Here is a 24,340-nt window from a genome sequence, read left to right on the forward strand (position 1 = left end):
GTGCGAAGCCGCCCTCAGCGAGGTGAAGGCACACAGCAACTGCTGGGCCACCGTACTGGGCGCACCCATCTACGACGGGCCACGCGCCCGAACCACCCTGGAACGGGGGCCTGGACCGAGACCGGGACGCAGTGATCGCCGCGCTCACGCTTCCATACAGCAACGGCCCCACCGAGGGCATCAACACCAAAACCAAGCGGATCGCGCGCCAGATGCACGGACGGGCAGGCTTCACCCTACTTCGCCACCGCATCCTCCTCGGATAGCAGCACGCTCCGTCACCACCGAATGTGAGACAGGGCCGTTCTTTTTACAGTCCCCTTCCACGCGGTGACGGCCTGCTCGTCGCGCTCGGCGACCCTGCGCGCGGGGACCTGCGGACTGAAGCCGAGCCGATGCATCAGCCGCGGCGCGCCAGAGACGCTGTAGGAGAGGTGGAACTTCCTGCCGATCAGCGTGGCCACCCTCGACGCGGTCCACACCTGGTCCTCCACCCAGCCGTGGGCAGCCGGGCCCTCATCGAGGTACGCGGACGGTTTCTCCAGACAGCGCGGGAACAGCCGGCAACGGGATCCGCTCGGGCCTCGGGAAGCCAGAGCCTCACGACCACCGTCCCGCCACAACTGGTGCCATTGGTAGGCCGACTTCACGCTCACCCGCAGGCGCCGGGCGACCTCCGGCGGCCTGATCTCCTGCTCGAAAAGCTCGGCCGCCTGCATCCGCACCGACTCACGGCGCAGCCGACCCGCAGCGGTCAGCCCGCCCCCATCCGCATATCTCACACACCACGGAATACAGTCACCGCCCACCGAGTCCATCAGGCACATCGTGGAAGTTCACCCCGACGAGCCGAAGTCAGTAGGCAGGCCGGTGCGGACCGCCGCGCGATAGGTGGCCGACATGTCGATGGCGACGTGACGGATACCCTTTCGCCAGGTCAGCGGTGTGGTGGCAAGCCAGGCCAGGACGTCGGCGGCGGTGCGGCCCTCGACCTGGCCAAGCAGCCCGCCAGCGCCGAGGGCGTCAACGAAGCCGGTGTGCCACCAGTCCCGCACCAGCTGCCACGTGCCGCTGTCGGGATCCTGCTCTCACTTTGTCTTGCCCCGCCGGGTCTCGTCGATGCCGAGCACGTCTACCTCGGGCAGTGGGGCGCCCGTGACCTCGCGCGCTGATGTGCGGAAGGCGTCCATCACCGTCGGCCAGGACAGATGCAGGTCGCGAGCGGCCTGGACGACCGTTGAGCCGGCGTCACGCATCCGGGGCCCAGCCGCCTGGCGCAGCCGGGTGGTGCCCCGCGCACCGGCCGGTATCTGGGCGACGCTCTCGGTGAACGACTTCCTCGAGCACTTCGGCTCGCGGCACCACCAGCGGCGCTTGCGCCGGAAGAACTCCCACTTCCGCTCCCCATAGGGCAGGTCACGCGGCCAGGTCACCGCCGGCCCCTTCACCTGGGAGCCGACGACCTCGCAGGACGGACAGGCCCGCGCCGCCTCGTCCGCCGTGATCAGGTGCACCCGACGCGTCCCGTCGGCCAATGACTCGACCCGCACGACGGACACCCCGTCGAGACCGAGCAACAACGTCGTATCGTTGCCCAAGCCCGTGGCTCCCCAATGATCCTTCTGCGTAGAGAACAGAAATGATCAACCAGGATCACGGGCGTCCTGCATCCAGGGGCCAGTCCCGCCATGCGCATCACACACCGTCACGAACAGCCAGTACGCCTAACAAGATGCACCGCTCAAGTTCGAAGACCCCCCAACGCCCGCCCGCGACGAACTCCGCCAGCAGTACCACACAGTTTTCGCTCGCCTGCCCGGGCCGCTCCTGACCATGTAGGCAACCCGGGGAGGTAGTGGTGGCGACCGTAAGGCCGAACCTGGCTCGCTCACGCGTCACCGACGCCTCCGGTCTTCGTCGAGAACCGGTGGCGGGTTTTCACGCCGCGCGATCCACCACCTGAGCTTCCAGCCATGCCTCCACTTCCGGCCAGCGGTAGCGCAAATAGCGGCCGACCTTGTGTGCTCGCGGACCCTGACGTCGGTGATTCCATACGTAGACCGTGTTCAGCGGCACACCGAGGAAGTCGGCCAGTTCCTCAGCGCTCATGAGCGGGCGGCGGTTCCCCGCGTGACTGGCGGCTTCTGCCGCACGGGCAGCGGTTCGACGCATGGGTACTCCAGAACGGCTCGGAAACGGGCAGGAAAGAACCACGTGAGCGGTTGCCCACTGGTGGTGCACGGAACAGTGACATGAGATTCCGGCCGCGCCAAGTAGCGGAACTCGCGAAAGACGCCAGCGAACCCTCGGCGAGGGCTCGTCGAATCCTCACCGACACCTCGGTGAGGATTCAGCTAGGGCGAGACCCTTCTCAACCACTCTGGACCCCAGTGCCGCAACGGCCCAGAGAATACCTTTGACATTTCCGCTTCCCTGGATCAACATTCCATTCACTCAAGCCGCGACGAACGGCCACGCGACTTCACCGTCGATGACGACCCTGATGTGGAGGACCCCACCAACAGCATCAGGGCCACCCGCCAATTAGGAGTTAAGTCCATGCCGTACGACCGATGGCACAAGTCACGCCCGAAATCCGGAGAGTCGGCCTGCAGGGAACACAGCAAGGTTCCGACGATGGATCACGGGGTCGGGAAGCGCTGGCAGGCCCGTTGGCGTAACCGGGAAGGTATCCAGCAGACGGAGTTGTTCCGCACCGAGGCCGAAGCCCGCAGGCACGAGACCAAGATGCGGTCCGGAGTGGACGACGGGTCATACATCAACCCTCGCGCCGGAGAGATCAGGGTCGGTGAACTCGCCCTCACGTGGCTCAAGGGGCACGAGCACAAGAATCCGCGTACATACCGACGCCACAGGGAACGGGTTCACCTACACATCGTTCCTACCGCAGTTGGAAAGATGCGCGTAAAGGACGTGAACGCGTCGTCTTTGCTGGACTGGCTGCACGACCGTCGTCGGCTGCTCGAAAGTTCCACGCTGCGCCTGGTCTTCGACAATCTTCGGGCTGTCTTTGACCTGGCCGTGGATGACAGCCTGATACCCAAAAATCCATGCCTCGCCAAGTCGGTGCAGGACGCCAAGCCGAAACGAGGGGATGGCGGCCGGGCAGAGCTGACCCTGACGTGGGAGGACACCGAGAAGATCCGCGCCGAACTTCCCGACCGCTACAAGGCACTCGTCGACTGCGGTCGCGGCCTGGGCCTTCGTCAAGGAGAAATATTCGGCCTGTCACCAGAAGACATCGACTGGGCACACCCGGACGGCCCGATGGTGCACGTGCAACGGCAAGTAGTCCACGACGGCTCGTTCCTGGTGTACGCCCTCCCCAAGGGCGGAGACGATGGGGATCCGAAGGACCGGTGGGTCGAACTGACCGACGACGTGGCCATCCCCCTGCGCGAGCACATGCAGAAGTACCCGCCCGTCGAGGTGACCCGACCGTGGGGCCGCAAAGGCGGCGCCCCGGTCGCGGTGCAGCTGATCTTCTACACTCGGGAGAAGACCGCCATTCAGTCGAATTGGTTCAACTCCTACCGCTGGAAGCCTGCTCTGGCGGCGGCCGGCCTCATCAAGCCCCTTGACCCCAACGTGAAGGGACGGCGCTGGGAGAAGTCCCGAGACATGATGATGCACGCCCTCCGACACCTGTACGCGTCGATGATGATCAACGGCGGGGTAGACGTGTACACACTCGCGGATCGACTCGGACACGCCGACCCTGCGTTTACTCTGCGTAAGTACGTACACCGGATCGTGGGAGCCGGTTCCAAGATCCGCATCGCGGTCCGGAGCGCCTACACATGGGTCGCGTGACTCCTGCACTGTTCGGCCTGTGCAGCGCTCGTGCAAGATGATCTTCGAACGGTTCGTTTGCGCAGTTCAGGTGCGCTGTATAGGAGTTCCGCGACATCTGACGGGCCCATATCGCCGCCCCCAGTCCGACCTGCCATGAGCGGGGCGTGCCGGGGGCGGCGGCATGTCCCCTGCCTGCCGCTCCGCGGCTTCGCCGGCTTCGCGGTAGGGGCCCCGCGCCGGAAGGGCCGGAACCCCTTGGCCCTCTGTCCGGCCGTCGTGATAGGCATGCTGCGGTCACCGGATCATGGCCCAGGGGGAAAGGCCAGGCCAGGAGGGGGTTCTTCATGAGATCGGTCCGTCAGCAACCCGCCACCGGAACGGCGGAGGGGATTCCGGAACGCACGTCCGCGTTCTCGTTGAAGCGGTGGGGGCCGCGCCCGCAGGCCCGGCTGGACCCGGCCCACGGGAACCCGGGGCTCGGGAGGCTGCTCGCGTCCGCCGCCGCGGCCGACTGGCCCGCGATGCGGGAGCAGTTGTCGGCCGTCACGGACGACTGGGAGCGCAGCTGGCTGCTGCGGGCGGCGAGCGACGTCGCCGGCTACGAGCAGTGGATGCCGAAGGTCGTCGAGGCCGAGGGGGACTCGGGACCGGCCCTGCTGGTGGCGGGGGCCCGCGCCGTGCAGTGGGCCTGGGACGCCCGCTCGGGGGCGAGCGCCTCGCACGTCTCCCGCGAGCAGTTCCGGATCTTCCACGAACGCCTGGAGACCGCGGAGGACCTGCTCTACCGGGCGGCCGAACGCGAACCCGGCTGGGCCTCGCCCTGGTACTTCCTCCAGATGTGCGGGCGGGGGCTGGAGGTCGGCCAGGACATCGCACGGCGGCGCTTCGAGGCCTCCGTACGCCGGCACCCCGGCCATCTGGGGGCGCACCAGCAGCAGTTGCAGCAGGTGTGCGCCAAGTGGGGCGGCTCGCACGAGGAGATGCACGCCTTCGCCCGGCAGTCCATGGAGGACGGTCCGGAGGGCGGTCCCCTCGGCATGCTCGTGGCCGTCGCGCACTTGGAGCACTGGGTGCATCTCGACAGCGGTCCCGACGGCACGTACATCACCCAGGAGCGCGTGCGCCAGGAGCTCCACGAGGCCGCCGACCGGTCGGTCCGCCACCCCGGTTTCGCCGGCCGGATCGAGGCGCCCGAGTGCTGGAACGCCTTCGCCATGGCCTTCGCCCTGAACGGGGACAAGCAGGCGGCCGCCGCGGCCTTCGCCGCGACGGGCGGCCTCGTCACCCGCTTCCCGTGGCAGTACCTCAACGGGGCAGACCCGCGGGCGCCCTACCGCGCCCTGCGCTCCGGCGCCGGACGCCGCTGATCCCCGCCCCCGCACTCCGCCCACCGCGCCGTGCCGGGCGGCAGCCGTCGTCCGCGCGCCGATCCAGAAGGCCATCCAGGTGTCCCAGTCCCACGTTCCGTCCCAGACGGCCCACACGTTCCAGGTCGACCTTCGCGGCCTGGTCGACCTGCTGTCCCACCACCTCTACTCCAGCCCCCGCGTCTACCTGCGCGAACTGCTGCAGAACGCCGTCGACGCGATCACCGCGCGGCAGGCGCTCCAGCCCGGCGCCCCGGCCCGGATCACCGTGCGGACGGGCGACTCGCTCACCGTCACCGACACCGGTGTCGGCCTGAGCGAGACCGACGTGCACACCTTCCTCGCCACGATCGGGCGCAGCTCCAAGCGCGCCGCCGACGGCGAACTGGAGGCCGCACGCGGCGACTTCATCGGGCAGTTCGGCATCGGCCTGCTCGCCTGCTTCGTCGTGGCCGACGAGATCACCGTGCTCAGCCGCCACGCCGCCACCCCCGGCGCCCCGGCCGTCGAATGGCGCGGGCGCTCCGACGGCAGCTACACCATCCGCACCCTGCCGGCCGACGCGATGCCCGAGCCCGGCACCCGCGTGACGCTGACGCCCCGCGCGGACGGCACCGAGTGGACGCAGCCGGACCGGGTGACCTCGCTCGCCCGGCACTACGGCAGCATGCTCCGGCACGAGGTCACCGTGGTCGACCCGCGCGGGGAGACCACCCGGGTCAACGACACCCCGCCCTGGGAGCGCCGCCACGGCTCGCCGCTGGCCCGCACCGAGGCACTGGCCGAGCACTGCCGCACCACCTTCGGCTTCACCCCGCTGGACACCATCGACCTCGACCTGCCCGTCGCCGGGCTGCGCGGTGTCGCGTACGTCCTGCCCACCGCCGTCAACCCGTCGGAGCGCGCCGGGCACCGGGTGCACCTCAAGGGCATGCTCCTGTCGGACCAGGCGTCCGAACTCCTCCCGGAGTGGGCCTTCTTCGTCCGCTGCGTCGTGGACGTCACCAGCCTGCGCCCGACGGCGTCCCGCGAGTCCCTGTACGAGGACGAGACGCTGGCCGCGGTCCGCGACGCGCTGGGCTCGCGCATCCGCGACTGGCTGACCGGGCTCGCCGCCAGCGACCCGGCGCTGCTCGCCCGCTTCATCGACAGCCACCACCTCGCGGTCAAGGCGCTCGCCCGCTACGACGACGACCTGCTGCGGATGCTGCTGCCCTGGCTGCCCTTCGAGACGACCGACGGCAACGTCACGCTGGAGGAGTTCGCGCGCACCCACCCGACGGTGCTGGTCACCCGCAGCGTCGACGAGTTCCGGCAGGTCGCGCCCATCGCGGCGGCGGCCGGCCTCGGCGTGGTCAACGGCGGCTACACCTACGACCGGGACCTGGTGCACCGGCTGCCGGAGATCCGTCCCGGCACCACCGTCACCGACCTGGACCCCGCGACGGTGACCGCCCATCTCGACCCCGTCGACTCCGCGGCCGAACTCGCCGCCGCGGCCTTCCTCGCGGTCGCCCGCGAGGTCGTCGGGACGTACGACTGCGACGTGGTGCTGCGGGCCTTCCAGCCCGTCACCGCGCCCGCGCTGCTCCTGGACAACCGCGAGGCCCGCCACGAACGCACCCGGGCCGGCCTCGCCGAGGGCACCGACGGGCTGTGGGCGGACATCCTGGGCTCGCTCAGGACCGAGGCGCCCCGGGCGCAGCTCGTGCTCAACCACCTCAACCCGCTGGTGCGCCGGGCCGCCACCGTCACCGAACGCGGGCTGGCCGTCACCACGGCCGAGGCCCTGTACGGGCAGGCGCTGCTGCTCACCCGCCGTCCGCTGAAGGCGTCCGAGAGCGCCCTGCTCAACCGGGCGTTCATCGGCCTGCTCACCCACGCCATGCACGACCAGGACACCCCCGCGCCGGGCCCGGACGCAAAGGAGCTGTGATGCTGGAAACCCCCGAGGCCGTGTTCGAGGCCCTGCGCGAGAACAACGAGCGGCCCTACGGACTCCCCCGCACCGTGACGGCCGAGGAACTGGTCGAGGCCGCCGAGCAGTTCGACGACAAGGGCGCCCTCGTCACGGCACTGCTGGAGCTGATGTCGGCGTACGAGTACGCCGCCGAGCACCGCAAGTCGCCGGTCGTCTTCGCCCGGGTGCTGAAGCTGTGGGACGACGAGCCCGGCTCCTTCAGCGAATGGGAGGCCCGCCAGGTCCTGTGGCGCCACAAGTGGGTGGCCACCTCCCTGCTCCAGGTGCCCGAGGTGCCGCTGTCCACGGTCACCGGCTGGATCGACCGGATGCGCGACCGCTACCGCGACGCGGAGCAGGGACTGCAGCCCGTCGCCGCCATGCGCCACCGGGTCGCCGCCCACACCGGGGCGGACCGCGAGAACGTCTTCGACCTGTGGGCCACCCGGCGGCGCGAGTCCCTGAGCGACTGCGAGGCGTGCGAGACCCGGCACCGTGCCCTGCACCACCTCGGCTCGGGCGACGACGTCCGGGCGCTGGAGACCTGGCAGCCCGTGCTCGACGGCGGCCAGAGCTGCCAGGAGGAGCCCTGGGTCAGCCAGGCGCACGCCCTGCTGCCGCTGCTGCGCCTCGGACGCACCGACGAGGCCCGCTCGTACCACCTGTCGGGCTACCGGCGGGCGAGGGGCCGGATCGGCATGGCGGAGGAGGTGGGACTGCACCTGGAGTTCTGCGCGCTGTCGGGCAACGAGGGCCGCGCGCTGGAGATCCTCGCCGAGAACCGCCCGCTGTTCGAGACCACCGGCGCGCCCCTGTCGCTGCTCGGCTTCCTCACCGGGGTGCAGGTCCTGCTGCGGCGGCTGACCGAGGACGGCCACTCCGCCGTCCCGGTGTCCGGGCCGCTCGGCCGCACCTGGACGGCGCAGACACTGCTCGCCCACGTCGGGACCGAGGCGGACGCGCTGACCGCGGCCTTCGACGACCGCAACGGCACCACCGCGGTGGGCGACCGGCGGCGGGCCCGGCTCGCCGTGCGGCCGCTGCTCGCCGAGCCGCTGGAGCTGGGACTGCGCACCGCCGCGGTGCCGTCCGCGACGGACGCTCCCGCCCTCCCGCCGCGGCCGGCGGCGGCACCCGTGGAGGAGATCCCCGAGGACTTCGTGGAACTCGTCGAGCGGGCCCGCGCGCACGCCGCGCAGGCGCGTCCCGGCGACGAACGGCTCTGGCGGGCGATCGCCGAGCGCGTCGAGGCCGCGGACCACGCGCACGACCCGCGGCTCGGCCCGGAGGAGGTGCTGCGGGGCGAACTGGCCGAGCAGCGCGCGTTCTCGGCCTCGGACCTGGCCGAGGGGCCGGACCGGCCCGTGATCCGCGAGGCGCTGACCGAGGCCGTGGAGCTGTTCGGCCGCGCCGGGGCCGAATGGCGGGCCCTGGCCGCCCGGGCGCGGCGCGCCTCGGTCGGGGTCACGCCCGGCGAGGAGAGCGCCGAGGGCTGGACGGAGCTGGACGCCGTCCTGGCGCGGGCCCGCGAACTGCCGCAGGACGGCTCCGAGGACGACCGGCGGTCCTACTGCGTTGTGCTGCAGTGCCGGGCCTTCCTGGCGTACACCGAGGCCACCGCGGCACTGCCGGACGTCCCCGCGGAGACGGAGTCCCGCTTCCGGGCCGCCGCGCGGGAGGCCGTCGCGGAGGCGGAACGGCTCGGGGTGCCGCAGCGTGCCATCAACGTACGGCTGTACGTGGGCGACTTCACGGCGCGGTCCGGGGACTTCGAGGGCGCGGAGCGGGAGTTGCGCGCCGCGCTGGAGGCCATCGAGAGCGCCGAGGCACCCTGGCGCGCACAGCGCCCGCACGGGCTGCTCGGCCAGATCCTGATGCAGCGGCACCGCCCCCACGAGGCCGTGGAGCAGCTGCGCAGGGCGCTCGCCTCGGCGGCCGCGCACGGCGACACCGCGTTCCCGGTGGCACGCACCCACGCGATGCTCGGTCACGCCCTCGCGCACGCCGGCGACCTGGCGGGGGCGGTACGCCATCTGTCCGAGGGCGCCTCCCGGCTGGACCGCGAGGACGACGCCGCCGGTGCCGTCGAGGTGCGGGTGGAGCTCGCCGACATCCTCGCCCGCGCCGGCCGGCAGGCGGACGCGGTGGCCGTGCTGGAGTCCCTGGTCACCGGCGACGTGCCGGCCGACGCCGACGAGCGCGTGCTCGCCCAGGCCCGGCTGAGCCTGGGCCGCGGGCTGCGGGAGCTGGAGGAACACCGCTCCGCCGCCGAGCAGTTCCTGCTGCTGGCCGACCTGGTCACGCCGTGGGAGGAGCAGTTCACGCACACCCTCGCCGCCGCCGAGGCCGCGGTCGCGCTGCTGGACGCCGGCCGTCCGGACGCGGCCCGGACCGCGTACGACCGGGCCGTCGCCTCGCACGGCAAGGCGCCCCACCCGCCGATGGTCGCCGACATGATGCGGCAGTTCGCCGCGCACACCATGGCGGCCGAGGGTCCGGACGGGATCGACACGGCGCTCGGCTTCCTGCGCGAGGCCGACGAGCTGCTGGCGGCCGTGGACGAGGACAGCGAGGACGTCGCCCTCTGGTACGAGAGGGGCGCCACGCACTACCAGCGGGGCCGCGCCCTCGCCGCCGCCGAGCGCTTCCCCGAGGCACTCGCCGAGATGGAGCGGGCCATCACCGCCCATGAGGCGGGCGGGCCCGCGGGCGAGCCGCCGCAGGCCGAGGCGGTCCGCGTCGCGGCGCTCATCGAGGCCAACGGCCTGAAGTCGCCCGCCGCGGCCCTCGCCCGGCTCGACACCGCCATCGCCCGCTGCGAGGCCGCCGGTCTCGCCCAGGCGGCGCAGGTCCTGTCCAGGCTCCGCGGCGAGGTGTCCGCCCCGCGGCGCTGACGCGCCGCACCCCCGATGCTCCGCCGGTCCCCCGTTCGGCCGACCGGCGGGGAATCGGCGCGCCCGGGACCGGGGAGGAGGGGAGCGCGGGCCGCGGCGGCGCCCCGCGCGGAAAACGTCCGACGGCGGGTGTCGATCCGGGCCGGGCCCGTTCGTACAGAAGGTGGGACGCCGGCACGAGGCCGGCGGCCTGCCGTCCCGATCACGCCGACCCGAGGGGAAGCAGCCATGAAGCAGTACCTGCTCAGCGTCTACCAGCCGGAGGGCACCCCTCCCCCGCCGGAGGTCCTGGAAGGGATCATGCGCGACCTCGACGCCCTCAACGCCCGCATGCGCGCCGCCGGCGCCTGGGTCTTCTCCGGCGGCCTGAACGCGCCCGGCACGGCGACCGTCGTGCGGATGGAGGAGGGCGAGGTGCTGACCACCGACGGGCCCTTCCTGGAGGGCAAGGAGTACCTCGGCGGCTTCACGATCGTCAACGCGCCCGATCTGGACGCCGCGCTGGCCTGGGGCCGCGATCTCGCCCGCGCGACCACGCTGCCGATCGAGGTGCGGCCGTTCGCCGGAACCCCCGACGGGTCCGGGGACTGACGAGCGGCATGCCGGCGCCCGCCGACGAGGTCGAGCGTGTCTTCCGCGCGGAGTACGGGCGCGCGGTGGCCGTCCTGGTCCGCCGCTTCGGCGACATCGACATCGCCGAGGAGGCGGTCCAGGACGCGTTCGCGACGGCATTGCGGCACTGGCCGTCCACGGGGGTGCCGCCCAGCCCGGCGGGATGGATCATCACCACCGCGCGCAACCGCGCCGTCGACCGGCTGCGCCGTGAGGCGACCCGGGAGGACCGGCACGCGGCGGCCGCACTGCTGCACGACCGCGACGAGCCGGCCGAGGAGGGCCCCGTGCGCGACGACCGGCTCCGCCTGGTCTTCACCTGCTGCCACCCCGCCCTCGCCCCCGCCGCGCAGGTCGCCCTCACCCTGCGGCTGCTGGGCGGGCTCACCACCGCGGAGATCGCCCGGGCCTTCCTCGTCCCCGAACCGACCATGGCGCAGCGCCTGGTACGGGCCAAGGGCAAGATCCGCGACGCCCGCATCCCGTACCGGGTCCCCTTCGACGCCGACCTCCCCGAACGGCTCCGGCCGGTGCTCGCCGTGGTCTACCTGATCTTCAACGAGGGCTACCGGGCGAGCTCCGGCGACGACCTGACGCGCGCGGACCTGTGCGGGGAGGCACTGCGGCTGGGGCGGCTGCTCGCCGGGCTCATGCCCGACGAGCCGGAGGTGCTGGGACTGCTGGCGCTGATGCTGCTCACCGAGGCGCGCCGGCCCGCCCGCACCGATGCCGACGGGCGCCTGGTCCCCCTCGGCGAGCAGGACCGCGCCCGCTGGAACCGCATGCTGGTCGCCGAGGGCCAGGCCCTCGTCCGCCAGTGCCTGCGCCGCGGACAGCCGGGCCCGTACCAGATCCAGGCCGCGATCAACGCCGTGCACAGCGACGCCCCGACAGCCGCGGCGACCGACTGGGCCCAGGTCCTGGCCCTGTACGACCAGCTCATGGCGGTCGCCCCCGGCCCGGTCGTCGCGCTCAACCGCGCCGTCGCCGTGGCCGAGGTGGAGGGCCCGGCGGCGGCGCTGGCCCTCGTCGACGACCTCGCGCTCGACGGGTACTCCGTGCTGCACGCCGTCCGCGCCGACCTGCTCCGGCGCCTCGGCCGCGATGCGGAGGCCGCGCATGCCTACGAGGCAGCAATCGCGCGCACCGGGAACGCCGCCGAGCGGGACTTCCTGCGGCGCAGGCGCGCGGAGATCGTCTTGCCGTGAGGCTGTGGACAGCGCCCGGCCGGACCGGCTCCTGGCGTTGTCGGACGGGGTCTGCGCCATCGCCACGACCCCGCCGGCGCGGGACCTCACGCTCCCTCACGGGCTCGGTGATGCCGGCTGCCACAAGGCACTGAGCCTGGCCTAGGTGCTGGGTTTCGCGGTCATCACGCCGTCCGGCAGGGGCACCGCCGGATCTTCCTGGGGTACGGGAGGTCGACGGCACGGTGCTCGCGCGTCAGCCTGCTCGGACCGGCACTGGGCGCCCTGATGCCGTTCCCCACGACGCTCCCGGCCGCGTACGCCGACCGACAGGAGCCGGTCCCGATCCACTTCGGCGCGGTCGCGGCGGCCGCGGGGGCGCAACGCGTCCTCATGGCGGCGGTGCGCGGGCGGCCGTGGCTCGGCGGGCCGCCCGCGCCACCGGGCACGGGGCCCGCACCGACGTCGTCCGCGGTGCCGGTCCTCGGCCTCGCCGTGCCGCAGGCGTTCCTCCCACCGCCCGGGGCGACGGGGTGGTGGGCGGTCCTGGTGCCGGGGCAGCCGCTGCGGAACTCCGCCGCCCCACGGGCTCCGGACCGCCCCTGGCTAGGCCAGCATCGCGAGGCCGTCGAGTTCGACCATGGCCTCCTCGTCCCACAGCCGGGTGATGCCGATGACGGCCATGGCGGGGTACTCCCGGCCCGCCAGGTCCCGCCAGAGGCAGCCGAGTTCGGGCGCGTGCGCCCGGTACGCGGCGACGTCGGTGGTGTGGACGGTGAGGCGGGCGAGGTCGGCGGGTGTGCCGCCGGCCGCGCGCAGCGCGGTGAGGAGATTGGCCAGGGCCCGCTCGAACTGTTCCGGGAGGGTGTCCCCGACGATCTTCCCGGAGGGGTCGAGCGCGGTCTGCCCCGCGAGGAGCACCAGGGTGCGGCCGGTGGCGGTGACGGCGTGGCTGAAGCCGGTGGGCGGCGAGAGTTCGGGCGGGTTGACGCGCTGCAGGGTCATGCGAAGAGCTCCTTGGCGATGATCGACCGCTGGACTTCGGTGGCACCTTCGTAGATCCGCGGTGCGCGGACCTCTCGGTAGAGGTGTTCGAGCAGATGGCCGCGCTCCAGCGCGACGGCGCCGTGGATCTGGACGGCGGTGTCCACGGCGAACTGGGCGGTCTCGGTGGCGAACAGCTTGGCCATGGCGGAGCTGCGCGCCGTGCCGGGCGAGCCCGTGTCGTACGCCTCGGCGGCCGCGTACACCAGCAGGCGGGCGGCCTCGGTGCGGGTGGCCATCTCGGCGAGGCCGTGGGAGACGGCCTGGAGGTCCTTCAACGGGCCGCCGAAGGCCGTACGGGACGCGGCGTGGGCGGTGGCCGCGTCCAGGGCGGCCTGCGCCATGCCCACGGCGAAGGCCCCCACGCTCGGCCGGAAGCGGTTGAGGGTGGTCATGGCGACGCGGAAGCCGCGGTCCACCTCTCCGATCACGTCCGCCTCTCCGACCGGGACGGCGTCGAAGGACACCCGGCCGATCGGGTGCGGGGAGAGCATGTCGAGCCGTTCCCCGCCGAGTCCGGGGCGGTCGGCGGGCACGGCGAAGGCGGTGACACCACGGGCGCCCGCCCCGCGGGTCGTCCGGGCGAAGACGGTGTACAGGTCGGCGTCGGGGGCGTTGGAGATCCAGCACTTCTCGCCGGTGAGCCGCCAACCGCCGCCTGAGGGGGCGGGTTCCGCGGCGAGTTCCAGGGCGGCGGCGTCGGAGCCGGCACCGGGTTCGGTGAGGGCGAACGCGGCGACCGCCTCCCCGGAGACGACGCGCGGGATCCAGCGGCCGGCCAGGTCCGGGGACCCCAACAGGGCGTGCGCGCCCAGGCCCTGCAGCGCGAGCGTGGTCTCGGCCTCGGTGCACTCGCGGGCCATGGACTCCCGCAGCAGGCAGAGGTCGAGTGCGGTACCGGAGAACAGGCGGTCGAGCAGGCCGAGTTCACCGAGTGCGGTGAGCAGCGGCCGGTTGACGCGGCCCGGTTCACCCGCCTCCGCGAGCGGCCGCAGCCGTTCCGCGGCCCATTCGCGCACCTGCGCACACCACTTGAGCTGTTCCGGGTCGAGCGCGAACGATGCCACGGGGCACCTCCCGTATCGCGTACCGTTGACTGCCGTCACAAACACGTTACGCTGAATCCGTCCGCAACCAGGTGCCAACGAGGGGCGAACCCGCCATGGACCTGCTGCCATCCGCACACGTGGACACTTATCCGCGGGAGCACCTCCCGCCGCGTGACCAGTGGCCCGTCCTCTCCTGCGACCTCCCCTCCCTGGCGTACCCGGACCGGCTCAACTGCGGCGCCGAACTGCTCGCCGGGGGCGCCCCCGAGACCCCGTGCCTGCGCATGCCGGGCGGCGAGGTGTGGTCGTACGACGACCTGCGCGCCGCCGCCGACCGCATCGCGCACGTGCTCGTCGACGACCTCGGTGTGGTGCCCGGCAACCGCGTGCTGCTGCGCGGACCGACCACGCCGTGGCTGGTGGCGTGCTGGTTCGCGGTGATGAACGCCGGGGCCGTCGCGGTCACCGTGCTGGCGGCGCACCGGTCCCAGGAGCTGGCCACGATCTGCGGCATCGCCGCCGTGGGGCACGCGCTGTGCGACATCCGGTCGGTGGACGACCTCGCCAAGGCCGAGGTGCCGGGACTGCGGATCGCGACGTACGGCGGGGAGGCGTCCGACGACCTGCTGCGGCTGTCCGCGGCCAAGCCGGACCGCTTCGAGGCCGTGGCCACGTCCGCGGACGACGTCGCGCTCATCGCGTTCACCTCGGGCACCACCGGCCGGCCCAAGGGCTGCATGCACTTCCACCGGGACGTCCTCGCCATCGCCGACACCTTCTCCGCGCACGTCCTGCGACCGCGCGCCGACGACGTGTTCGCGGGCAGCCCGCCGCTCGGCTTCACCTTCGGGCTCGGCGGGCTCGTCGTCTTCCCGCTGCGCGCCGGGGCGTCGACACTGCTGCTGGAGCAGGCCGGACCCGAGCAGCTGGCGCGGGCCGTCGCCGCCCACCGGGTCAGCGTGCTCTTCACGGCGCCCACCGCGTACCGGTCGATGCTGCAACTCCCCGGCGAACACGACCTGTCCTCCCTGCGGCGCTGCGTCTCCGCGGGCGAGAACCTGCCGGCGGCGACCTGGCAGGCCTGGCACGAGGCGACCGGACTGCGCATCATCAACGGCATCGGCGCCACCGAGATGCTGCACATCTTCATCTCCGCCGCCGACGACGCCGTCCGCCCCGGCACCACCGGCGTCGCCGTGCCGGGCTACGAGGCCCGCGTGGTCGACCCCCTGACGATCACCGAACTGCCGGACGGCGAGCCGGGACTGCTCGCCGTGCGCGGCCCGACCGGCTGCCGCTACCTGGCGGACGACCGGCAGCGCGACTACGTGCGCGACGGCTGGAACCTGACCGGCGACACCTACGTGCGCGAACCGGACGGCTACTTCCGCTACGTGGCCCGCGCCGACGACATGATCATCTCGGCCGGGTACAACATCGCGGGCCCCGAGGTCGAGGAGGCCCTCCTGCGCCACCCCGACGTCCGCGAGGCCGCGGTGATCGGCGTCCCCGACGAGAGCCGCGGGCAGGTCGTGCGGGCCTTCGTCGTCCTGCGCGACGGGCTGCCGCAGGACGGACGCACCGGAACGGCCGAGGCGCTGCGCGCCTTCGTCAAGGAGGAGATCGCGGGCTACAAGTGCCCGCGCGAGATACGGTTCCTCCCGGGCCTGCCGCGCACACCCACGGGGAAGCTGCAACGCTTCCGGCTGCGCGACCTACAGTGATCGCGTGACCGAGCACACTCCCAGTTCGCTGATCGTGACCTACTTCGGTGCCTACGGGCGGACCGGGGAGTGGGACGGCCGCATCCCGGTCGCCGAACTGATCCGGCTCATGGGCGCACTCGACGTCGACCCGCAGTCGGTCCGCTCCGCGGTCTCCCGGCTCAAGCGGCGCGGCCTGCTCGCCCCCGACCGCGTCGACGGGGCCGCCGGGTACGCCCTCTCCGACGACGCGCGGCAACTGCTCGCCGACGGCGACCGGCGCATCTACGGGCGCCCGGACGACGCGGCGGCCGACCAGAGTTGGGTGCTCGCGGTCTTCTCGGTCCCGGAGAGCGAGCGCCACAAGCGCCATCTGCTGCGCTCCCGGCTGGCCCGCCTGGGCTTCGGCACCGCCGCGCCCGGCGTGTGGATCGCCCCCGCCCGCCTGTACGACGAGGCCGGGCACACCCTGCGCCGCCTCGGCCTGGACACGTACGTGGACCTCTTCACGGGCACCCACCTGGGCTTCGAGCCGACCGCTTCGGCGGTGCGCCGCTGGTGGGACCTGGACGGCATCGCCAAGCTCCACCTCGCCTTCCTCGACGCCCACGAGCCCGTCCTGCGCCGCTGGGCCCCCCGCCGCACCACCCCCGCCCAGGACGCCTTCGCCGACTACCTCCGCGCCCTCGACTCATGGCGCCGGCTGCCCTACGCCGACCCCGGCCTGCCCGCCGCCCTGCTGCCCGGCGACTGGCCCGGCGGCAGGAGCGCCGCGGTCTTCCACGACCTGCACGAACGGCTCCGGGACGCGGGAGCGGCGTTCCTGGCGGTCCGCTGATCGCATGACGTGACCGACGCCGCGGGTGATCGTTGGAACAGATGCACCGCCTGCCCTCATCGGGCGGCATAACCTGACCACACCGGAGCGGAACCATGACGATCGAGGAGGTACGCGAAATGGCACTGCCCGCGACCGAACGCTCGGACTCCGGCGGTGACGCCGTTCTCGGCGCCTTCCTCGACCTCACGGTGCCCGAGGGTTACCGCGCCGAGCTCATCGAGGGGGAGATCGTCGTGACCCCGCCGCCCGACGGAGACCACGAGGACATCCTGGGACGCTTCGTCCGCCAGATGATCCGCAAGTCCCCCGCCGACTTCTACGCGTCCGGGACGAGAGGGCTCATCACTCCGGCAGGCCGCTTCATCCCGGATCTGACGGTGGGTCCCGAGGGACTGTTCGCCGGCAAGGAGTCATGGGCCGTCCCCGAGGGCGTCGTGATGACCGTCGAGGTCACGTCGACCCGTCCGGACAAGGACCGCGGCCCGAAAAGGCGCGGCTATGCGGCGGCCGGGATCCCCTTCTACCTCCTGGTCGACCGCACCGAGGGCACCGTCGCCCTCTACAGCGAGCCGGACGCCGGGGACTACCGCCAGGACATCCGCGTCCTGTTCGGCAAGGCACTCGACCTGCCCGAGCCGTTCGCGTTCTCCCTGGACACCTCCGTCTTCGCCTGACGCCCCTCACCCGTCCAGCGTCAGGCGGGGCCTCGGCGCGTCCGTACGTCCCGTGGGCGGCTTGCGGCTGCCCGCCTGGTACGGCAGCGGCCACGGTGCGCCCGGGCCGGTGTAGCCCTGGTCGGCGGCGGCGTGCAGGGTCCAGTGCGGGTCGTACAGATGCGGGCGGGCCAGTGCGCACAGGTCCGCGCGACCCGCGAGGAGCAGGGAGTTGACGTCGTCCCACGAGGAGATGGCGCCGACGGCGATGACGGGGACGCCGAGTTCGTTGCGGATGCGGTCGGCGAACGGGGTCTGGTAGGAGCGGCCGAAGTCCGGCCGTTCGTCGGGGACGACCTGGCCGGTGGAGACGTCGATGGCGTCGGCTCCGTGATCGGCGAAGGCCCGCGCGATCTCCACGGCGTCCTCGGCGGTGGTGCCGCCCTCGGCCCAGTCGGTGGCGGAGATGCGCACCGTCATGGGCCGGTCGGCCGGCCAGACCTCGCGGACGGCGTCGAAGACCTCCAGCGGAAAGCGCAACCGCCCGGCCAGGCCCCGGCCGTAGGCGTCGGTCCGGCGGTTGGTGAGCGGGGAGAGGAAGCCGGAGAGCAGATAGCCGTGGGCGCAGTGGAGTTCCAGCAGGTCGAAGCCGGCCCGGGCGCCGCGCCGCGCGGACTCGGTGAACTCCTGCCGGATGCGGGCGAGTCCGCCGGCGTCCAGGGCGTGCGGGATCTGGCTGGTGCCGGGGCGGTACGGCAGCGGGGAGGGCGCGGCCAGTGCCCAGTTGCCGTCCGGGAGCGGCTGGTCGATGCCCTCCCACATCAGGCGTGTGGATCCCTTGCGGCCGCTGTGGCCGAGCTGGAGGCCGACCGCGGCCCCGGGCTGGGTGTGGACGAAGTCGGTGACGCGGCCCCAGGCCGCCTCCTGCTCGTCGTTCCACAGGCCCGCGCAGCCGGGGGTGATGCGGCCCTCGGGGCTGACGCAGACCATCTCGGTCATGACCAGGCCCGCGCCGCCCAGGGCGCGGGCGCCCAGGTGGACGAGGTGGAAGTCGCCGGGGACGCCGTCGGCGGCGGAGTACATGTCCATCGGGGAGACGACGACGCGATTGCGCAGGGTCAGCCCGCGCAGGGTGAACGGGGTGAACATCGGCGGGGTGTCCGGGTCCGTGCCGAAGTCCCGCTCGACGGCGGCGGCGAAGTCCGTGTCACGCAGCCGCAGATTGTCGTGGGTGACGCGGCGGCTGCGGGTGAGCAGGTTGAACGCGAACTGCCGCGGCGGCTGGGCCGCGTACTGCTCCAGGTGCTCGAACCACTCGAGGCTCGCCCGGGCCGCCCGCTGGGTGCTGGCGACGACGGGCCGCCGCTCGGCCTCGTACGCGGCCAGGGCCCGGGGGATGTCCGGCTGTTCGCGCAGTGACGCGGCGAGCGCGAGGGCGTCCTCCATGGCGAGCTTGGTGCCGGAGCCGATGGAGAAGTGCGCGGTGTGCGCGGCGTCGCCCAGCAGCACGATGTTCTCGTGGTGCCAGCGCTCGTTGACGACGGTGGTGAAGGCGCCCCAGCGGGAGCGGTTGCCGCGCAGGGAGTGGCCGCGGAGCGCGTCGGCGAAGATCTTCTCGCAGCGGGCGATGGACTCCGTCTCGTCCGCGCGGTCCAGGCCCGCGCGACGCCACACGTCCTCGCGCATCTCGACGATGAACGTGGCGGCGTCCGGCCGGTACGGGTAGCCGTGGGCCTGTATGATCCCGTGCTCGGTCTCCACGATCTCGAAGCGGAAGGCGTCGAGCGCGAGGTCGGTGGCGAGCCAGATGTAGCGGCAGCCGTGGCCGGTCAGGGCCGGGCGGAAGGTCGCGGCGTGGGCGCCTCGGGTGGCGCTGTTGGCGCCGTCGGCGGCGACGACGAGGTCGTGGGTGCCGGCGAGTTCCGCGGCGGCGGGGGCGAGTTCGCGGCTGCGGACCGTCACGCCGAGGGCACGGCAGCGGTCGTGCAGGATCGTGAGCAGCCGGCGCCGGTCCACGGCCGCGAAGCCGTGGCCGCCGGAGGTCACGACGCGGCCGCGGTGGTGGACGTCGATGTTGTCCCAGCGGGTGAACTCACCCTCCAGGGCGCGGAAGACGACCGGGTCGGCGTGCTCGATGCCGCCGAGCGTCTCGTCGGACAGCACGACCCCGAAACCGAAGGTGTCCTGCGGCGCGCCGCGTTCCCAGACGGTGATATCCCGCTCGGGGTCGAGGCGTTTGAGCAGCGCGGCCGCGTACAGACCGCCGGGGCCGCCGCCGATGATGGCCACGCGCACGGCTAACGGCCCTTCCAGTTGGGGCTGCGCTTCTCGGTGAACGCCGCGTGGAACTCGGCGTAGTCGGCGCTGGTCATCAGCAGCGCCTGGGTGGCGGCGTCCATCTCCACGGCGGCGGCCAGCGGCATGTCGAGTTCGGCGGTGAGCAGCGCCTTGGTCTGCTGGTACGCCAGCGCGGGCCCGGCGGCCAGGCGCTTGGCGAGGGCGGCGGCGCTCGCGTCGGCCTGCCCGTCGTCGACGAGTTCGCTGACCAGGCCGATGCGGTCGGCCTCGGCGGCGCCGACGGTGTCGCCGAGCATGAGCAGCCGTGTGGCGTGACCGAGGCCCACCATGCGGGGCAGCAGATAGGCGGCGCCCATGTCGGCGCCGGCCAGGCCCACCTTGGTGAAGAGGAAGGCGAAGCGGGCGGAGCGCTCGACCACCCGGAAGTCCGAGGCGAGGGCGATGACGGACCCGGCGCCCGCCGCGACGCCGTGCACGGCCGCGATCACCGGGAAGGGTGCCTCGCGGATGGCCCGGACGACCTGCCCGGTCATGCGGGTGAAGTCCAGCAACTGGCCCGCGCCCATGGCGAGGGTCGCGCCGATGATCTCGTCCACGTCACCGCCGGAGCAGAAGCCGCGCCCGGCGCCGGCGAGCACCAGGACGCGGGTGTCGCCGTCGTGCGGCAGTTCGGTGAGCAGGTCGCGCAGATCGGCGTAGGCGCCAAAGGTGAGCGCGTTGAGCCGGTCGGGACGGTCGAGGGTGACGGTGACGATGCCGTCGGCCCGGTCCACCCGCAGGTGCCGCCATTCCTCGGTGCGGCCTGCGGAGCCTCGGTAGGGGCTCATGGGCACGTCCTCCTTCGCGGGGGAGGCAGACTGCCTTCACTGCGAAGTTATCACTCCTTCGTGACTGCCGTCACGACTACGCGATAGACGTGGCGCCCCCGAGGGTGGCGACGAGGACCGCCTTGATGGTGTGCATCCGGTTCTCCGCCTGGTCGAAGACGACCGACTGCGGGGACTCGAAGACCTCGTCGGTGACCTCCAGGGAGGTGAGCCCGTGCCGCTCGTGGATCTCCCGGCCCACCTTCGTGCCGAGGTCGTGGAAGGCCGGAAGGCAGTGCATGAACCTCACGTCCGCACGGCCCGTCGCGCGCAGGACGTCCGCGGTCACCGCATAGGGGGCGAGCAGCGCGATGCGCTCGTCCCAGACCTCCTTGGGCTCGCCCATCGAGACCCAGACGTCGGTGTGGACGAACTCCGCGCCGGCCACGCCCTCGGCGACGTCCTCGGTGAGCGTCACCCGTGCGCTGGTGGCGGCGGCCAGACGGTGCGCCTCGGCGACCACCGACGGGTCCGGCCACAGACCCTTCGGGGCCGCGATGCGCACGTCCATGCCCAGCAGGGCGCCGGTGACCAGCAGGGAGTTGCCCATGTTGGAGCGGGCGTCGCCGAGGTAGGCGTACGCGATGCCGGCCGCGTCGCCGGCCCGGCGGCCGGAGTGCTCGGTCATGGTGAGGACGTCGGCGAGCATCTGGGTCGGGTGCCACTGGTCGGTGAGCCCGTTCCACACCGGGACCCCGGCGTGCGCGGCGAGTTCCTCGACGACCTCCTGGCCGGTGCCGCGGTACTCGATGCCGTCGAACATGCGGCCCAGCACACGGGCGGTGTCCTTGACCGACTCCTTGTGGCCGAGCTGGGAACCGGCGGGATCCAGATAGGTCGTGGCGGCGCCCTGGTCCGCGGCGGCGACCTCGAAGGCGCAACGGGTGCGGGTCGAGGTCTTCTCGAAGATCAGCGCGATGTTCCGGCCCGCCAGCCGCCGCACCTCGGCGCCCGCCTTCTTGGCCGCCTTCAGCTCGCCGGCCAGCTCCACCAGGGCGCGGAACTCCTCGGGGGCGAAGTCCAGCTCCTTGAGGAAGGGGCGACCGGTGAGGTCGATGGCCATGGGGGCTCCTAGGTCGTCGTCGGCCGGGTGCCGAACACGCGTACATCGATGACATGGAAGTCTATACGTAAATTCGCATGTTTATACAGAGTCTCGCGATGAAGAGTGGGTGACGCCGCCGTGACCCGGCGTGCCCACTCTCGTGTCGGCACGGCATCGGCCGCACCGAACGGCACGCCGGGTCACAGCCTCCTCGCCGCGGGACCACCCGGATGCACCGCCGCGGCCCGGGCCGTCACTCCGGCCGGAGGCCCAGGACGAGGTCGCGCGGCAGGCCGTGGGTGTCGTGGAGGTAGCGGAAGTCCTCCTCGTCCAGCGGGCCACGGAACCGGGGGCGGGCCAGCACCTGCCGGCCGCGCTCCAGGAGCCGGCCGAAGCGCTGCTCCTCCTCCAGCAGCACCCGGCGCACGGTGTCCCCGTCCATGTCCTGCCGGAAGTGGTCCAGCGTGTGCCGCACCGGCTCGTCCGGCAGGTCGCCCAGGCTGCGCGACGGATCGTCCCGCCGCAGCACGGTGAGCACCCGCCGGATCAGCCGGCGCAGCACATAGCCGCGACCGGTGTTGCCCGGGACCGTCCCGTCGCCGATCACCACCACGGCCGAGCGCAGATGGTCGTAGGCCAGCCGCAGCGACGGTTCGTCCAGCGGCCACAGGACCGGGACGACGCGGCGCCAGGGATCGAAGACGTCGCACTCGAACACCGACGACCGCCCCTGCAGCAACGAGGCCAGCCGTTCCAGGCCGAGGCCGGTGTCGACATTGCGCTGAGGGAGCGGCACGAGCGAACCGTCGGCGAGCCGCCGGTGCCGCATCATCACGTGGTTCCACACCTCCACCCAGCGGTCGTCCCCGGTCGGTGTGGACCGCGGCGGGGTGTCGCCGGTCCACAGGAAGATCTCCGAGTCGGGGCCGCACGGCCCGGTCGGTCCGTTGGACCACCAGTTGTCCTCGACGGTGAGCTCCACCGGCACCCCGTGCCTCTGCCACACCTCCAGGGAGCCGGTGTCCGGGCCGGTCCGTTCGTCTCCGGCGAAAACCGTGGCATGGAGCAGGCCCGGATCGATGCCGAACCCCTCGGTGAGCAGTCCGTAGCCCCACTCGAGGCTGGACGGGCCCTCGTAGTCGCCCAGCGACCAGGTGCCGAGCATCTCGAAGACGGTCAGATGCGTGCTGTCGCCGACCTCGTCGAGGTCCGTGGTGCGCAGGCAGCGCTGCAGGTTGACCAGTCGCCTGCCGAGCGGGTGCGGGCGCCCCTCGAGGTACGGGGTGAGCGGATGCATGCCCGATGTGGTGAACAGCACCGGGTCCCCGGGCGGCGGCAGCAGGGTCGAGCCGGTGATCCGGCGGTGGCCGCGCTCCTGGTAGTACTCGAGGAACGTGCGGACGATCTGATCGGTGCTCATGATCCGGTCGGTGTGCATGGGATGACTCCTTCGCGTGTGCAGCGGGGAGGCACCGGACAACAGTCCGCACGATCGTCGGAACCGGGGCGGGGAAGCCATGGAGCCAGCGGCGGACCGTTTCCGGTCGCCGGTGGAAGCAGGACGTACGTCAGGCGGCGGCAACCGGCGAGCTGGTCGCTCGCGCGGTCGCGGTGGTGCTTCGGCCCATGACGTTCATGGGGCGAGGGTAACCCCACCGGTGTCCACGGGGCACATGATTTACCGGCCGGAGCTCCCGGTCACCGCCGCGTCGTCACCGAGGCGTCACACGGCGTCGCGCTCGACGGGGCAGCTCATGCAGCGCGGACCGCCACGCCCCCGGCCCAGCTCGCTCCCGGGGATCTCGATCACCTCGATGCCGCGCTTGCGCAGGAAGGTGTTGGTGGTGCTGTTGCGCTCGTACGCCAGGACCACCCCGGGCTCCACCGCCAGCACATTGCACCCGTCGTCCCACTGCTCGCGCTCCGCGGAGTGCACGTCCTGGGTGGCGGTCAGGACCCGGATGTCGTCCAGGCCCAGGGCCGCGGCGATCGCGCGGTGCATGTGCTCCGGCGGGTGGTCGGTGACCTTCAGGTCGCGCTCCCCCACGCCCGGCTCGATGGTGTACGAACGCAGCATGCCGAGCCCCGCGTACTTGGTGAAGGTGTCGCCGTCCACCATGGTCATCACGGTGTCCAGGTGCATGAAGGCCCGCCGCTTGGGCATGTCGAGCGCCACGATGCTGGTCGCCGAACCGGCGTCGAACAGCCGCTGCGCCAGCATCTCCACGGCCTGCGGAGTGGTGCGCTCGCTCATGCCGATCAGCGCGGCACCGTTGCCGATCACCAGCACGTCGCCGCCCTCGATGGTGGAGGGGTAGGCCGCCTGGCCCTCCGACCACACATGGAAGCCCGTGCCGGCGAAGAGCGGGTGGTGCCGGTAGACCGCCTCGTAGTGGACGGTCTCGTGCCAGCGGGCGGGCCAGCGCATCGCGTTGATGCTCACACCGTCGTAGACCCAGGCGGAGGTGTCCCGGGTGAAGATGTGGTTCGGCAGCGGATTGAGCAGGAAGTCGTCCAGCTCCATGACGTGGAAGCGCACCGAGGTCGGCTCGGCGAACCGGGCCAGGAACTCCCGCTTGGTCATGCCGCCGACCAGCGCCTCGGTCAGCTCGGCGGCGGTCAGCTCCTCGAAGGCGGCACGCAGATGGTCGGTGACGACCGGCCCGTACTCCTTCTCGTCGAAGACCCGGTCGAGGACCAGGCGCCGGGCCTCGGGGAGGGCCAGCGACTCGCACAGCAGGTCCCCGAAGAGGTGGACCGTCACCCCCCGGTCGCGCAGCACGTCGGCGAAGCCGTCGTGCTCGGCGCGCGCCCGGCGCACCCACAGGACGTCGTCGAAGAGCAGGGCGTCCTTGTTCGACGGCGTGAGCCTCTTCAGCTCCAGGCCGGGGCGGTGGAGGATGACGCTGCGCAGCCGCCCGGCCTCGGAGTCCACATGGAATGCCATGGGGCTAGACATTCCCACTTGGCCGGGGTTTACCGCCCGGGAGGGGCGGGCACTCGCG

General features: G+C 72.4%; 20 protein-coding genes and 1 pseudogene. 10 read left to right on the forward strand and 11 right to left on the reverse strand.

Annotation, left to right across the window (positions count from 1 at the left end; all coding sequences use genetic code 11):
- Positions 1-107 precede the first annotated feature (107 nt).
- Positions 108-266 (forward strand): annotated as a pseudogene (locus ABZ883_RS13450) (transposase); the annotation flags it as partial.
- Positions 267-278: 12 nt separating this feature from the next.
- Here ABZ883_RS13450 and ABZ883_RS13455 read toward each other — a convergent pair.
- The 4 genes from ABZ883_RS13455 to ABZ883_RS13470 form a co-directional block, all read right to left on the reverse strand.
- Complete coding sequence (locus ABZ883_RS13455) at positions 279-818, reverse strand: winged helix-turn-helix domain-containing protein (RefSeq protein ID WP_360905750.1); 540 nt, start codon at positions 816-818, stop codon at positions 279-281.
- Between the two features lie 18 nt (positions 819-836).
- A complete protein-coding gene (locus ABZ883_RS13460; RefSeq protein WP_360905751.1) occupies positions 837-1,055 on the reverse strand; it encodes a transposase in 219 nt (72 codons plus the stop codon).
- Between the two features lie 33 nt (positions 1,056-1,088).
- The gene (locus ABZ883_RS13465) at positions 1,089-1,598 is read right to left on the reverse strand and encodes a helix-turn-helix domain-containing protein (protein ID WP_360905752.1); all 510 of its coding nucleotides are present in this window, start codon (positions 1,596-1,598) and stop codon (positions 1,089-1,091) included.
- A 340-nt stretch (positions 1,599-1,938) separates the two neighbouring features.
- Positions 1,939-2,109 (reverse strand): helix-turn-helix domain-containing protein, encoded by a 171-nt coding sequence (locus ABZ883_RS13470; RefSeq protein WP_360905753.1) that lies wholly within the window; start codon positions 2,107-2,109, stop codon positions 1,939-1,941.
- A 450-nt stretch (positions 2,110-2,559) separates the two neighbouring features.
- On the opposite strand from ABZ883_RS13470, the gene ABZ883_RS13475 reads away from it, so the two are divergent.
- The 6 genes from ABZ883_RS13475 (at position 2,560) to ABZ883_RS13500 (ending at position 11,857) form a co-directional block, all read left to right on the forward strand.
- Positions 2,560-3,834: a tyrosine-type recombinase/integrase gene (locus ABZ883_RS13475; RefSeq protein WP_360905754.1), complete on the forward strand. Its 1,275-nt coding sequence runs from the start codon at positions 2,560-2,562 to the stop codon at positions 3,832-3,834.
- Between the two features lie 326 nt (positions 3,835-4,160).
- On the forward strand, positions 4,161-5,183 hold the full coding sequence (locus ABZ883_RS13480) for a hypothetical protein (protein WP_360905755.1): 1,023 nt from the start codon (positions 4,161-4,163) through the stop codon (positions 5,181-5,183).
- Positions 5,184-5,262: 79 nt separating this feature from the next.
- On the forward strand, positions 5,263-7,119 hold the full coding sequence (locus ABZ883_RS13485; RefSeq protein WP_360905756.1) for an HSP90 family protein: 1,857 nt from the start codon (positions 5,263-5,265) through the stop codon (positions 7,117-7,119).
- Positions 7,119-10,037: a hypothetical protein gene (locus ABZ883_RS13490; protein ID WP_360905757.1), complete on the forward strand. Its 2,919-nt coding sequence runs from the start codon at positions 7,119-7,121 to the stop codon at positions 10,035-10,037. The genes ABZ883_RS13485 and ABZ883_RS13490 overlap by 1 nt, the downstream gene beginning before the upstream one ends.
- Before the next feature lie 228 nt (positions 10,038-10,265).
- Complete coding sequence (locus tag ABZ883_RS13495; protein WP_360905758.1) at positions 10,266-10,628, forward strand: YciI family protein; 363 nt, start codon at positions 10,266-10,268, stop codon at positions 10,626-10,628.
- Positions 10,629-10,636: 8 nt separating this feature from the next.
- A complete protein-coding gene (locus ABZ883_RS13500; RefSeq protein ID WP_360905759.1) occupies positions 10,637-11,857 on the forward strand; it encodes a sigma-70 family RNA polymerase sigma factor in 1,221 nt (406 codons plus the stop codon).
- A gap of 585 nt (positions 11,858-12,442) precedes the next feature.
- Here the strand turns inward: ABZ883_RS13500 and ABZ883_RS13505 are convergent.
- The gene (locus tag ABZ883_RS13505) at positions 12,443-12,841 is read right to left on the reverse strand and encodes a RidA family protein (protein WP_360905760.1); all 399 of its coding nucleotides are present in this window, start codon (positions 12,839-12,841) and stop codon (positions 12,443-12,445) included.
- Entirely contained in the window at positions 12,838-13,947 is a 1,110-nt protein-coding gene (locus ABZ883_RS13510) for an acyl-CoA dehydrogenase family protein (protein ID WP_360905761.1), read from the reverse strand. The genes ABZ883_RS13505 and ABZ883_RS13510 overlap by 4 nt, the downstream gene beginning before the upstream one ends.
- A gap of 95 nt (positions 13,948-14,042) precedes the next feature.
- Here ABZ883_RS13510 and ABZ883_RS13515 point away from each other — a divergent pair, with 95 nt between their 5' ends.
- The 3 genes from ABZ883_RS13515 (at position 14,043) to ABZ883_RS13525 (ending at position 17,147) form a co-directional block, all read left to right on the forward strand.
- Entirely contained in the window at positions 14,043-15,653 is a 1,611-nt protein-coding gene (locus ABZ883_RS13515) for an AMP-binding protein (RefSeq protein WP_360905762.1), read from the forward strand.
- A gap of 4 nt (positions 15,654-15,657) precedes the next feature.
- Positions 15,658-16,470 carry a PaaX family transcriptional regulator C-terminal domain-containing protein gene (locus ABZ883_RS13520; protein ID WP_360905763.1) on the forward strand — a complete coding sequence of 271 codons (813 nt, stop codon included), beginning with the start codon at positions 15,658-15,660 and terminating at the stop codon, positions 16,468-16,470.
- 95 nt (positions 16,471-16,565) lie between these two features.
- The gene (locus ABZ883_RS13525) at positions 16,566-17,147 is read left to right on the forward strand and encodes a Uma2 family endonuclease (RefSeq protein ID WP_360905764.1); all 582 of its coding nucleotides are present in this window, start codon (positions 16,566-16,568) and stop codon (positions 17,145-17,147) included.
- A gap of 6 nt (positions 17,148-17,153) precedes the next feature.
- Here ABZ883_RS13525 and ABZ883_RS13530 read toward each other — a convergent pair whose 3' ends face one another.
- From ABZ883_RS13530 to ABZ883_RS13550, 5 genes are all read right to left on the reverse strand, one after another.
- The gene (locus ABZ883_RS13530) at positions 17,154-19,421 is read right to left on the reverse strand and encodes a bifunctional salicylyl-CoA 5-hydroxylase/oxidoreductase (protein ID WP_360905765.1); all 2,268 of its coding nucleotides are present in this window, start codon (positions 19,419-19,421) and stop codon (positions 17,154-17,156) included.
- A 2-nt stretch (positions 19,422-19,423) separates the two neighbouring features.
- Complete coding sequence (locus ABZ883_RS13535; RefSeq protein ID WP_360905766.1) at positions 19,424-20,251, reverse strand: enoyl-CoA hydratase family protein; 828 nt, start codon at positions 20,249-20,251, stop codon at positions 19,424-19,426.
- 76 nt (positions 20,252-20,327) lie between these two features.
- Positions 20,328-21,353 carry an ornithine carbamoyltransferase gene (gene argF, locus ABZ883_RS13540; protein WP_360905767.1) on the reverse strand — a complete coding sequence of 342 codons (1,026 nt, stop codon included), beginning with the start codon at positions 21,351-21,353 and terminating at the stop codon, positions 20,328-20,330.
- Between the two features lie 235 nt (positions 21,354-21,588).
- On the reverse strand, positions 21,589-22,755 hold the full coding sequence (locus ABZ883_RS13545; protein WP_360905857.1) for an alanine--tRNA ligase-related protein: 1,167 nt from the start codon (positions 22,753-22,755) through the stop codon (positions 21,589-21,591).
- Between the two features lie 303 nt (positions 22,756-23,058).
- On the reverse strand, positions 23,059-24,282 hold the full coding sequence (locus tag ABZ883_RS13550; protein ID WP_360905768.1) for an arginine deiminase: 1,224 nt from the start codon (positions 24,280-24,282) through the stop codon (positions 23,059-23,061).
- Between the last annotated feature and the right edge of the window lie 58 nt (positions 24,283-24,340).

The organism is Streptomyces sp. NPDC046977, from assembly GCF_040644455.1.
Taxonomy (GTDB): domain Bacteria; phylum Actinomycetota; class Actinomycetes; order Streptomycetales; family Streptomycetaceae; genus Actinacidiphila.